Source organism: Streptomyces sp. NPDC052036 (assembly GCF_040680495.1).
Classification (GTDB): domain Bacteria; phylum Actinomycetota; class Actinomycetes; order Streptomycetales; family Streptomycetaceae; genus Streptomyces.
Map to the genome: position 1 here is coordinate 181,146 of NZ_JBFAWW010000009.1, position 12,955 is coordinate 194,100.

Here is a 12,955-nt window from a genome sequence, read left to right on the forward strand (position 1 = left end):
CTCCAGGGGGCCGCCTGGGGCGGCAACCGATTAACCAGCGGGCCCGCGCGCCCGCCGAACCGTCGAGAGGAGCCTCACCGTGCAGCGGAAGGCGTACGTACCGGGCGCCGCCGTGCTCCTCGCGGCCCTGCTGGCCGCCTGCACCTCGGGCACCGGCAGCGGTGGCGCGGCGGAGGACTCCAAGGCGGGCGGCTCCACCGCGAGCGCCACCGCCGCGCAGCCCGGCAAGTACCGCTCCCTCTCGGACGCCTGCGGCGCGGTGGGCCACAGCACCCTCGACTCGCTGCTGCCGGGCATCCGGCAGATAACGGACCAGGAGCAGCGCGACAACGCCTACCAGGGCGAGGCCGCGCTGACGTACAACAACGACCGCCGCTCCGGCTGCCGCTGGAAGGCGGAGTCGACGGCTGCCACGGACCATCTGTTCGTCGACTTCGAGCGGGTGGTGTCGTACGACAACACGGTCAGCGACGACGACCGCGCCCACGAGGTCTACGGCTCCAAGCAGCAGGCCGCAGACCTCCCGGAGGCCAGCTCCGGTTCCGGTTCCGCCTCCGGTTCGGCCTCGGGCTCCGGTTCCGGCTCGGCCTCGGCCTCGGGCTCCGCTTCCGGTTCCGGCTCCGCCTCGCCGAGCGGCGGCAGCAGCCCGCACGCCGGCGGGCCCCCCTCCGCGTCCGCCTCCGGCTCCCCGTCCCCCTCCGGGAGCCCGTCCGCCGACGACGCGGAGCCCGACCTCCAGCCCCGCACACTCGACGATCTGGGCGACGAGGCGTTCCTCGACGACCAGCTGAGCACCTCCCAGCAGCGCACGGTGACTGTGGTGTTCCGCACGTCCAACGTGATCGTGACCATCCAGTACGACGAGCAGCCGGCCGCCGCCGGAAGCGCCCCGAGCAGCGAGGACATGCAGGACAAGGCCAGGAAACTGGCCCGGCAGCTGGCCGGTTCCCTCGGCTGAGGCACCCCCGTCGGCCGCCCCGACAGGGGAACCGAACCTCGTACCGCATGCGTCCCCACCGCGTACCGTGGCCCCTCGGACCCGATCCGACCGCACGATCCACGAGCGTCATGAGTGAAGGAACCATGCACCGACCTGCACAGCGAGACCAGCACGATCAGGGTGTTCAGCGCGTTCAGGGCGGCCTCCGGCCGGGCCGGCCGGGCGCACGCCTGCGCCGCCTCCTCGTCTGCGCGGCAGCCGTTCCGGCGGTGCTCGTCGCGGCCGGCTGCTCCTCGGACTCCGGTTCCGGCTCCGGCGGCGACACCAAGCCGCAGGCACAGGAGCAGCACACCGCGGACGCCCAGCCCTCGCAGAGCGCGTCCACGAACGCGGTGCAGCCGGCGGCGTACACCACCCTGCCGAAGGCGTGCCTCGCACTGTCCGGCAAGACCCTGGGCGATCTCGTACCCAAGGGGGCCAAGTCCGGCAAGCAGGGCACATCGGATGACGCGGGGACGCGTTCGAGCTGCTCGTGGAGCAGCCTGCAGAACAATGGCGTCAAGGGCTCCCAGTTCCGCTGGCTGAACGTCTCCCTGCTGCGCTTCGCGTCGGACGCCGCACGCGGCTCGGGCAACAAGCTCGCCGAGGACTACTACGGCCGTCAGGTGCAGGACGCGCAGTCCGTGGACGGCGCGAAGAACATCAAGTCGGCGCCGGTCGCCGGGGCGGGCGACCAGGCGACGGCCGTGCGCTACGACCTGAAGAAGAAGGAAGGCGACTTCAAGCAGGAGACGATCGTGGTGCGGGTGGAGAACGTCGTCGTCACCCTCGACTACAACGGCGCCGGACTCGCCGGTGACAAGACGCCGGACGCCGACGACCTGGCGAAGGCGGCGGAGAAGGCCGTCAAGGAGACCGTGTCCTCGGTGGCGGCGGCGAACCACGACGGCGCGAGGGCGGGCTCGGCCGCGGGGCAGGGCGGCTCGAAGACCGCCTCGCCGTCGAAGAGCGCCTCCCCGTCGAAGGGCGCGTCCGCGAGCCCGTCGAAGAGCGCCGCCCCGTCCGCGTCGGCCTCGAAGAAGAGCTGACCCGGCCGGCGCCACAACTGCCCGCGCCAGCAGGGACGTTGCCGGAGCCCGGTCCCGTGCGGACCGGGCTCCTGCCATACCGGCCACCCGTACGCCGTACGCGTGTGCCACCCTGTTGCGCGCAACAACACGCAACGGGAGGGGAATACAGTGGCCGGGCCACTGCAGCTGACACGGATGCACCGGGTTCTGATCGGCGTGGTCGTCAGCGGTGCCGTCATCATCGCCGGGATCGGCTTCGCGGGCTCGTACGCGGCCGTCCGTGCGCTGGCCCTCAAGAAGGGCTTCGGGAACTTCAGTTATGTCTTCCCGGTCGGTATCGACGCGGGTATCTGTGTCCTGCTGGCCCTGGACCTGTTGCTGACCTGGATCCGCATCCCCTTCCCGCTGCTGCGCCAGACGGCGTGGCTGCTGACGGCGGCGACGATCGCGTTCAACGGCGCGGCGGCCTGGCCGGACCCGCTGGGCGTGGGCATGCACGCGGTGATCCCGGTCCTCTTCGTGGTCGCCGTCGAGGCGGCGCGCCACGCGATCGGCCGGATCGCGGACATCACGGCGGACAAGCACATGGAGGGCGTCCGGCTGACCCGCTGGCTGCTCTCGCCCTTGCCCACGTTCCTGCTGTGGCGCCGGATGAAGCTGTGGGAGCTGCGCTCCTACGACCAGGTCATCAAGCTGGAGCAGGAACGTCTCGTCTATCAGGCCCGCCTGCGCTCCCGCTTCGGCCGCGCCTGGCGCCGCAAGGCCCCGGTGGAGTCGCTGATGCCGCTGCGGCTCGCCCGCTACGGCGTACCGCTGGCCGAGACGGCCGGGGCGGGCCTCGCGGCGGCCGGCATAGAACCGGCGCTGATACCCCCGGCGGCGCCGCTGGAGGTGACGGCGGGCGCGGCCCCGGGCGCGCGTGCCGCGGGTGCGGCCCAGGTGGGCGGCCCCGGTGTCGCCCAGCCCGCCGCCCAGGCCCCCGGGCAGGCGCCCGCCGGCGGGCAGCGCCCCCAGTTGGACCCCGCGCAGCCGGACCCCGAGCAGAGCCCTTGGTTCACCAGCCCGGCGCAGGGGGAGTACCACGGCGGCTACGACCCCGCGTTCGAGCCGGAGCCTTCCTACGAGCCCGAGGAAGAGCACTGGCGGTGGTACGAGGAGCAGCAGCCGCAGCATTACCAGAACCCGAACCCGGACCAGCCGCAGCAGTACCAGGCGCCGGTCCCGGAGCAGTTCCAGGGCCCCTCTCCCGAGGACACCGGCAGCTTCCCCATCCCCGTCACCGGCAACCGCACGCGTGAGCTGGGCGAGGGCGGCGGCAGCCCGGAGCCGGACGAGGAGTCGTACTACCAGGTCTTCAAGCAGGCGATCAACGGCAGCTACCCGACCCCGCGCGAGTTCAGCGACAACGTCGAGGCCGAGTTCCGCATCACCCTCCCCGCGGAGGAGGCCAAGCGCATGGTCAACCGCTTCACCAACCGCCACACGGCGCAGCTGGAGGAGGACCACATCGCGTAGGCGGCCCGGCCGCATACGGAAGGGGGGCGCCCGGTGATCACCGGGCGCCCCCCTTCGCGTGGGGTTCGCTCGCTACTCGCCGAGCAGCCTCCGCACCCGGTCCTGCCCCACCGCGAGCAGCAGCGTGGGCAGACGCGGGCCGGTGTCACGGCCGACGAGCAGGTGGTAGAGGAGCGCGAAGAACGACCGCTGGGCGGTCTTGATCTCCGCGGGCAGCTCCTTGGGGGTCGCGTCCGGGGAGAACCCGGCCTGGACCTTGGGCACGCCGTAGACCAGGTGGGTGAGTCCGTCCAGCGACCAGTGCTCCTCCAGGCCGTCGAGCAGCAGCCGCAGCGACTGCTGCGCCTGCTCGTCGAGGGACTTCAACAGCTCGGCGTCCGGCTCGTCGCGCACGATGGTGCGCTGGTCCGCCGGGACCTGGGTGTTGATCCAGGCCTCGGCCCGGTCGTACCGCGGCCGGACCTCGTCGAGCGAGGCCAGCGGGTTGGCCGGGTCGAGGTCGGACAGGATCCGCACCGCCTGGTCCTGGTGGCCGGCGGTGATGTCGGCGACGGACGCGAGGGTGCGGTAGGGCAGCGGACGCGGGGTGCGCGGCAGCTCGGCGGCGGCGGTGCCGACGGCCCGGGTGTACGCGGCCACGTCGCCCGGCAGGGCGGACCCGTCGGCCACCTTGCCCGCCAGCTTGTCCCACTCGTCGTAGAGCCGCTGGATCTCCTGGTCGAAGGCGATCTTGAAGGACTGGTTGGGCCTGCGGCGGGCGTAGAGCCAGCGCAGCAGCTGCGGCTCCATGATCTGGAGCGCGTCGGCCGGGGTCGGGACCCCGCCCTTGCTGCTGGACATCTTGGCCATGCCGCTGATGCCCACGAAGGCGTACATCGGGCCGATGGGCTGCTTGCCGCCGAAGATCCCGACGATCTGCCCGCCGACCTGGAAGCTGGAGCCCGGGGAGGAGTGGTCGACGCCGGAGGGCTCGAAGACCACGCCCTCGTAGGCCCAGCGCATCGGCCAGTCGACCTTCCAGACCAGCTTGCCGCGGTTGAACTCGCTCAGCCGCACCGTCTCGGAGAACGCGCAGGCCGAGCACGAGTACGTCAGCTCGGTGGTGTCGTCGTCGTACGCGGTGACGAGGGTGAAGTCCTTGCCGCACTGACCGCAGTAGGGCTTGTACGGGTAGTACCCCGCGGAGCCGGAGCTGCCGTCGTCCTCGGCGGCGGCGCCGGAGCCCTCCTCGGCCTCCAGCTCGGCCTCGTCGACGGGCTTCTGCTGCTGCTTCTTCCCGGCGACCTTCGGCTTGGTCCGGTACTGGGCGAGGATCGCGTCGATCTCCCCGCGGTGCTTCATCGCGAACAGGACCTGCTCGCGGTAGACGCCGGAGGTGTACTGCTCCGTCTGGCTGATGCCGTCGTACTCGACGCCCAGCTCCGCCAGCGACTCGGTCATCACGGCCTTGAAGTGCTCCGCCCAGTTCGGGTACGCGGAGCCCTTCGGGGCGGGCACGGAGGTCAGCGGCTTGCCGATGTGCTCGGCCCAGGAATCGTCGACGCCCGGCACGCCGAAGGGGACCTTGCGGTACCGGTCGTAGTCGTCCCAGGACAGCACGTGGCGCACCGTGTACCCGCGCCGCCGGATCTCGTCAGCGACGAGGTGGGGCGTCATGACCTCGCGCAGATTGCCCAGGTGGATGGGGCCGGAGGGGGAGAGCCCGGACGCGACGACAACCGGTTTGCCCGGGGCCCGGCGCTCCGACTCCTCGATGACCTCATCCGCAAAACGGGAGACCCAGTCGGTGGTCTCGGTGCTCTGAGCCACGATCGGCACGTCCTCTTTTTCTGGGGGTTCCTCAGGACCAGCCGTACGGTCACACGGCTGTCCGGTCCATTGTCCCTGCCGAAACCGCATCCACGAAAACCGCTTTTCAAGCTCTTACCCGCGCGTCACCGCACACGCCACGCCGCGCACGCGCGGCCGTACCCGGAAAAACCGCTTTACCCCCATGGGATACTGGCCACATCCATCCGCCCGCACGAGGAGAACGGCACCCACCTCATGGCCTCGGTCACGTCCCTCACCGCTTCCGTCCACCAGCACCTCGCGAACGCCCTCTCGGCCACCCTGCCGGAGGCCGCCGCCGCGGACCCGCTGCTGCGACGAAGCGACCGGGCGGACTACCAGGCCAACGGGATCCTGGCACTCGCGAAGAAGGCGAAGGCGAACCCGCGGGAGCTGGCGACCCAGGTCGTCTCCCACGTCGTCACCGGTGACCTGATCAAGGACGTCGAGGTCTCCGGACCCGGCTTCCTCAACATCACGGTCACCGACAAGGCGATCACCGAGAACCTCGCCGCCCGCGCCGCCGACCCCGACGGCCGCCTCGGCGTGCCGTACGCGGAGAAGCCGGGCACCACGGTCATCGACTACGCCCAGCCGAACGTGGCGAAGGAGATGCACGTCGGCCATCTGCGCTCCGCGGTGATCGGCGACTCCGTGGTCAAGCTGCTGGAGTTCACCGGCGAGACGGTGGTCCGCCGCCACCACATCGGCGACTGGGGCACCCAGTTCGGCATGCTCATCCAGTACCTGGACGAGCACCCGCACGAGCTGGACCACGGGGCCGCCGAGGTCACGGGCGAGGAGGCGATGTCGAACCTCGACCGCCTCTACAAGGCCGCGCGCAAACTCTTCGACTCCGACGAGGAGTTCAAGACGCGCGCCCGGCGCCGGGTGGTCGACCTCCAGGCCGGCGACCCACGCACCCTCGCCATGTGGCAGAAGTTCGTGGACGAGTCGAAGATCTACTTCTTCTCCGTCTTCGAGAAGCTGGACATGGAGATCCAGGACCCCGACATCGTCGGCGAGTCGGGCTACAACGACATGCTCCAGGAGACCTGCCGGCTGCTGGAGGAGTCCGGCGTCGCGGTCCGCTCCGAGGGTGCCCTGTGCGTCTTCTTCGACGACATCAAGGGCCCGGACGGCAATCCGGTCCCGCTGATCGTGCAGAAGTCGGACGGCGGCTTCGGCTACGCGGCCACGGACCTCTCCGCGATCCGCGACCGTGTCTTCAACCTCAAGGCGAACTCGATCATCTACGTCGTGGACGCCCGCCAGTCGCTGCACTTCAAGATGGTCTTCGAGACCGCGCGGCGGGCCGGCTGGCTGAACGAAGACGTGAAGGCGTACCAGCTCGCCTTCGGCACGGTCCTCGGCAAGGACGGCAAGCCGTTCAAGACCCGTGAGGGCGAGACGGTCCGGCTGGTCGACCTCCTCGACGAGGCGATCGACCGCGCCTCCGCCGTCGTACGGGAGAAGGCGCAGGACCTGTCCGAGGAGGAGATCGCCGAGCGCGGCGCCCAGGTGGGCATCGGCGCGGTGAAGTACGCGGACCTGTCGACGTCGGCGAACCGTGACTACAAGTTCGACCTGGACCAGATGGTGTCGCTGAACGGCGACACGTCCGTGTACCTCCAGTACGCGTACGCCCGTATCCAGTCGATCCTGCGCAAGGCCGGCGAGGTACGCCCGGCCGCGCACCCGGAGCTGGAACTGACCGACGCCGAGCGCGCCCTGGGCCTGCACGCGGACCAGTTCGCGGAGTCGGTCGCGGAGGCGGCGGCGGAGTACGCCCCGCACAAGCTGGCCGCGTACCTGTACCAGTTGGCGGCGCTCTACACGTCGTTCTACGACAAGTGCCCGGTCCTGAAGGCCGAGACGCCCGAGCAGGTCGAGAACCGCCTCTTCCTGTGCGACGTCACGGCCCGCACCCTCCACGAGGGCATGGCCCTGCTGGGCATCAGGACGCCCGAGCGGCTCTGACCGGGATTCGCTGCTCGCGCGGTCTCACCGATGACAACTCCCGTTGAAATCAGTACGGTTGTCTCTCCGCCCGTGCGCACATCGCGGACGGAGAGACACTGAGGCTGCATCGGGGGGCGCGATGAGGGTGATCAGCGCGATGAGTTCATGATCACCATCACAGAAGTCCGCGACCTCACCCAGTCCTTCGGCCCTCAGGACCACGATGCGGTCGCCGGACGCCAGGCAGACATCTCTCGTACCGACGGCAACCCGCATCTCGAAGAACACGCGACGGTTCTCCCGCCCGTCGCGGAGACGGCCCTGGCCCGCGTCACCCCGCCCTCGGGACTGCACAACCTTCCCCTCCGTTCGAAGGGGAATTTCGTCGGCCGGGCGGCCGCCATGGACGCACTCAGGACTTCGCTGGAGGCCGGCGGCGGGGGTGTCATCACCCAGGCCACCACGGTGCACGGCCTGGGCGGCATCGGGAAGACCTCCCTCGCCCTGCACTACGCCCACACGCATCTGACCGACTACACCCTCGTCTGGTGGGTCAGCGCCGAGAGCGAGGAGCAGATCGCTTCGGGCCTCGCCGATCTCGCCGTCCGCCTCTGCCCGGACTGGGCCCTGGACGCTCCCGCCAGGGAGCGGACCGAGTGGGCCCTGGCGTGGCTGCACCGGTACCCCGGCTGGCTGCTCGTCTACGACAACGTCGAGGACCCTCAGCACCTCAACCCCTATCTGGGGCGGCTGCTCGACCGCGGCCATCAGATGGTGACCAGCCGGCGCAGCACCGGTTGGCACGCCAGTGCGCGGCTGGTCAGCCTCGACGTGCTCGACTCCCGGTCGGCAGTCGAGCTGCTGTGCGACATGGCGTTGTCCGGGCGACGCCCCAGCTCGGCGGAACGGCGTCAGGCCGCAGCACTCGCAGCAGATCTGGGGCGTCTGCCGCTGGCTCTGGTCCAGGCGGGGGCCTACTTACGAGAGACCCGGACAGGGTTCTCCGTGTACAGGGCCAGGCTTGCCGAAGCTCCCGATGCTCTCCTGAGCGAGGCAGGCGATGCTTCCGACTCCGCCCGCAGCATCGCCCGGATCCTGCGGACGAGCGTCGAGGCCATCCGGAGCCGCAGTCCGTTCGCCGTCGAACTGATTCATCAGCTCGCCTGGTACGCCCCGGAAGCGTTGCCTCAGGACGTCGTCCTGCCCCAGGGCGGCGGCAGCCGTGACGTCCGGGACGCCCTGGACGTGCTGGCGGACTATCACTTGATCACTCTCGATGCGGACGGCATCACCCTCCACCGGCTTCTCCAGCAAGCACTGCGGTCCGCCCGGTCCCGCATCGCGGCGGAAGACCGGGCCCGCGCCGAGCGGGCACTCGCCAAGGCGCTGTCGAGTGACGCGCTCGCCGGCGCGGGGGAGAGCCGGCATCGGCTGGGCAGGTTGCTCGTCCACATCCAGGCACTCGCCGAGACCGGACCACCCGACGCGCCGGATGCCGACGTCCCGGAGATGTACCGCAGAGGTGCGGACGAACTCATCGCGCGCGACCAGCGCGTCCTCGCGATCCCGTTGATGGAGATGGCGGTCGACGGACACAGCCGTCTGCTGGGTGTGGACCACTCCGAGACGCTTGCCGACCGGGACCGTCTCGCCGAGCTGCACGCGCGGGCCGGTGATCCGTCGAAAGCCGTCCGCCTGTGCCAGGACATCTTCCTCGACCGGCAGCAGATCTCGGGCGCCGACGCCGAGGCCACCCTGGCCAGCCGTCATCGACTGGCGTACGCGTATCGCAAGGCGGGCGACGTCATATCTGCCGTGCGGGAATTCGAGGCAGTAGTCGCCGACCGGGAACGCGTCCTCGGACCCGACCACCGCTCCACGCTCACCAGCCGCGACGGCCTGGCCTACGCACGGCAGACGGCAGGTCAGCACCAGGCCGCCGTACGGGAGTTCGAGGCCGTTGTCGCCGACCGGGAACGCGTCCTCGGGGCCGACGACCCCGACACGCTCGCCAGCCGGACCAGCCTCGCGTACGCCTATCGCTGGGCCGGAGACCACAGGACAGCCGTCCGGCTCTACGCGCAAGCGGTCGCGGACCGTGAGCGGTTCCGGGGCAGTGACCACCCCGACACCCTGACGAGCCGCGAGTGGCTGGCATCCGCCCATCGAGCCGCGGGCCGAATCCGCGAAGCACTCGTGCTGTACCGGGCTGTGCGTGCGGATCGGGCACGTGTGCAGGGCGAGGACCATCCGGACACGCTGCGCTGCCGCAAGAGCCTGGCCTACACGCTTGCCGAGGCGGAAGGGCCCGACGCCGCGCTGGCCGAATTCGAGTCGCTGGCGGCGGACAGCGCCCGGGTCCAGGGACCGGACCACCCCGACACCCTCGACTACCGCGATGACATCGCGGAAATGCACCGGGACCGGCAGGACTACCGTCGGGCGATCGCCGCGTACACGGACGTGATCAGCGACTACGCCAGGGTCCGAGGGCCGGATCATGTGGATACCCTGCGCGCCCGCGGTGCGCTCGCCTACACCCGCCAGATGGCGCGGGACCACGATCGAGCGATCGCCGAGCGGGAAGCACTTCTCACCGACCGGCGCCGTGTCCAGGGTGAAAGCCATCCCGCGACCCTCACCGCCCGGGGCGAGCTTGCCTTCGCCTGCCGGGCCGCGGCCCAGTACACGCGTGCGGTCTCACTGTACGAGGACCTGCTCCGCGACCAGACAGGGCTGCTCGGCCAGGAACACCCCCGCGTGCTCAGCACGCGCGACGCCCTCGCCTACACCCGTTCCTGGGCCGGCGATCACGCCGGTGCGGTGTCGGGGATGGAGAGCCTTCTCTCGGACGTGGAGCGATCGCTGGGGCCGGACCATCCAAGGGCCCTCGGCGCCCGGCTCGGACTGGCCATCGTTCTGGAGGCCGCGCAGGACTCTTCCCGGGCGATCAGCCTGTACACCCGGCTCGTCGAGGAGTACGCACGGGTTCACGGGGCAGAGCACTCCGACACCCTGGACGTCCGGGAGCGGCTCGCCCTGACCTGTCGTGCGGCGGGCGAGTCCGGGCGTGCCGGCGATGCACTCGACGCCCTGATCGCCGACCGCGTCAGGATCCAAGGGGCCGACAACCCCGCGACGTTGGACACCCGCAGTCTGCAGGCATGGGTCCTCCGGTCGGCGGGGACGTACGACCAGGCGATCAGGGTCTACGAGCAGTTGATCGCGGACCGGATCCGAGTACAGGGTCCGGATGCTCCGGCCGCGCTGGCCGCCCGTAACGGCCTGGCGCTGGCCCGGCTCGAAGCGGCGGACCATCGGACGGCCATCGCCGAGTTCACCGCCGTGCTCTCGGACCGTCGGCGGCTGTCGGGTGCGAGCCACCCGGACACACTCGTCGTCCTGGGGAACCTCGCCGAAGCGTTCTCTGCGGCGGAAGACCACCCCAAGGCCGTCTCCCTGCGCGAGGAGGCGGTTGCCGAGTGGTCGGCGGCATACGGCACCGGCCATCCACGCACGCTCACGGCCCGGCGCGACCTCGCCCTGGCCCACAAGTCCGCAGGCCGTCACCGGGTGGCGATCGAACTGCTGGACGCAGTGCTCGTGGACGCCACACGGCTGCACGGGACCGATCACCCCGATGTCCTCAACCTGCAGACGTACATGATCTCGGCGTGCTGCTGCGCACACGATCACGGTCGCGCCATCATTCTTGCCGAGCAGCTCGTCGCCGACTGCGCTCGAGTGCGGGGACCCGATCACGCCGACACTTTTCGCGCACGGGAGTGGCTGGCGTATGCAAACGGCCTGGCCGGCCGGGGCCGGCGAGAGATCGCGGAATGCAAAGCTCTCCTTGCCGACCGTGAGCGCGTCCAAGGGCCTGGCCATGTCGCCGTACTCGACTCCAAGAGCAATCTGGTCAACGCGTACGACAGGGGTCTGGAACGGGATCGGGCCGTTGCCCTCGGCATCGAGGTCGTGGCGGACCGCATCCGGATCCAAGGCGCGGATCATCCCGAGGTCCTGAACAGCCGCAAGGTTCTGGCCCGCCTGCGTGGCAAAGCGGACGACCGACGGGGCGCGTTGCGCGAACTGGGAGCCGTGGCCGAGGACCACATCCGCATCCTGGGCCCCGACCACCCCGACACCCTCGACGTCCTCGACGACATCGCCTTCGCGTCTCTGAGTCAGCCGACCGCCTCACAGGCCATTGAGGTCGCCGGGAAACTCATCGCCGACTGCACCCGCGTCTTCGGCCCGGACCACCGCCTGACGCTCAACGCCCGGGACAGGCTCATCGCGGCTCACGAGCAGGCCGGGCACATCGCCGTGTCAGTCACGCTTCATGAGGAGCTGGTGCCGGACCGCGTCCATGTGCAGGGCCCGGAGCATCAGGACGTGCTCGACGCACGTCACTACCGCATCAGCGCTCTCCGCCGAGCGGGCGAGTACGCGCGCAGCGTACGCGAGCTCGCATCACTGGTTGCGGACAGTTCCCTGTCGCTCGGGCCGGAGCACCCCCGCACGGTGGACTACCGCATCAGTCTGGCGTTCGCCACCTGGGAGTGGGGCGACCCCTGGCAGGCGATCGGCATCCTCAGGGAGCTGCTGGAACAGTGCAGGCAGGTGCTCGGCGACCAACACCACACCACCTTCGCCGTCCACGGCCACCTCGCGTGGCTGACAAGCGAAGTCGCTCCCGGACACGAAGGCGTGGGAGCGTTCCGGCAGTTGGTCGCCGACGCGGTGCAGACCTTCGGCCCCGCACATCGCCTCACCCTGCGGCTGCTGCCGGTCCTGGCCCATGTGCTGATGCAGGCGGGCGAGGCCCAGCAGGCCCGTGCCGTGCTCGACGACATCCTGCGCGGATACGCACAACTGCTGCCTCATGTCCGCTTCCCGAACACGGTGGACGGCGTGGCGCAGGCGCACCGCCGGGCGGCCGCGGTCGAGGACGAAGACGAGGCCGTAGACCTCGGCGTCGTCCTCGAAGTCTGCGCCGCACGCGGCAAGGACGCATTCCCGACCCTTGCCTGCATTCTCTCGCGCATCCTCTCCGACACCGATGACCCGGTCGCCGCGGTCGAGCTGCTGCAGGCAGTCCACGCGGGCCGCGAGCGGCTCTTCGGGGCGGATCATCCCGACACTCTGGAGAGCCTCGCCGATCTGGCGTTCGCCCGTGCGGAGGCGGGGCAGCTCCAGTCCGGCCGGGAACACGCGGAGTTGCTCGCCCGGTGGGAGCGAGTGCTGGGGCCGGACCACCCCAAGGTTGTAGCGCTCCGTCTCCGGCTCAACAAGGTGCAACCGGCGTGGACGCCCCGCCTGACCCTGCTCACCGAACCGGTCGTCGGTCAGCCCGCGGTGATCGAGATGCGGCTTGAGCGGCTCGACAACGAGGTGGCACCCCAACCGTCCCGGCTGCTTGTGGTCGCCGGCTCCGAAACGGTGACCTTCGACCCTGCCGCGACGGAGTACGTGCCGGGTGCCGATCCCGCCCGATTCGTCTTCACCGCTACTGAACCCACTGCCCACCGACTCCGGTTCACGGCGTACGACCATGCATCCGGGCTGGCGATGCAAGAATTGGAAGCCGTCGTTCCCGTTCTCCCTGTTCCGGACGCTCCGGGGAGAGGCTGAG

6 protein-coding genes are annotated in these 12,955 nt (G+C 70.3%); 5 read left to right on the top strand and 1 reads right to left on the bottom strand.

The window, feature by feature from the left end:
• The first annotated feature begins 79 nt into the window (after positions 1–79).
• The 3 genes from AB0L95_RS16030 to AB0L95_RS16040 all read left to right on the top strand — a co-directional run bounded on the left by AB0L95_RS16030 (position 80) and on the right by AB0L95_RS16040 (position 3,525).
• Positions 80–958 carry a DUF3558 domain-containing protein gene (locus AB0L95_RS16030; protein ID WP_365162194.1) on the top strand — a complete coding sequence of 293 codons (879 nt, stop codon included), beginning with the start codon at positions 80–82 and terminating at the stop codon, positions 956–958.
• Between the two features lie 125 nt (positions 959–1,083).
• A complete protein-coding gene (locus tag AB0L95_RS16035) occupies positions 1,084–2,028 on the top strand; it encodes a DUF3558 domain-containing protein (RefSeq protein WP_365162196.1) in 945 nt (314 codons plus the stop codon).
• A 177-nt stretch (positions 2,029–2,205) separates the two neighbouring features.
• The gene (locus tag AB0L95_RS16040; protein ID WP_365162269.1) at positions 2,206–3,525 is read left to right on the top strand and encodes a DUF2637 domain-containing protein; all 1,320 of its coding nucleotides are present in this window, start codon (positions 2,206–2,208) and stop codon (positions 3,523–3,525) included.
• A 72-nt stretch (positions 3,526–3,597) separates the two neighbouring features.
• On the opposite strand, the gene lysS is transcribed toward AB0L95_RS16040, so the two are convergent.
• A complete protein-coding gene (gene lysS / locus AB0L95_RS16045) occupies positions 3,598–5,343 on the bottom strand; it encodes a lysine--tRNA ligase (protein WP_365162198.1) in 1,746 nt (581 codons plus the stop codon).
• Between the two features lie 228 nt (positions 5,344–5,571).
• Here lysS and argS point away from each other — a divergent pair, with 228 nt between their 5' ends.
• Entirely contained in the window at positions 5,572–7,335 is a 1,764-nt protein-coding gene (argS, locus tag AB0L95_RS16050; protein WP_365162200.1) for an arginine--tRNA ligase, read from the top strand.
• A gap of 147 nt (positions 7,336–7,482) precedes the next feature.
• A complete protein-coding gene (gene fxsT / locus AB0L95_RS16055; RefSeq protein WP_365162202.1) occupies positions 7,483–12,954 on the top strand; it encodes an FxSxx-COOH system tetratricopeptide repeat protein in 5,472 nt (1,823 codons plus the stop codon).
• The last annotated feature ends 1 nt before the right edge of the window (position 12,955 follow it).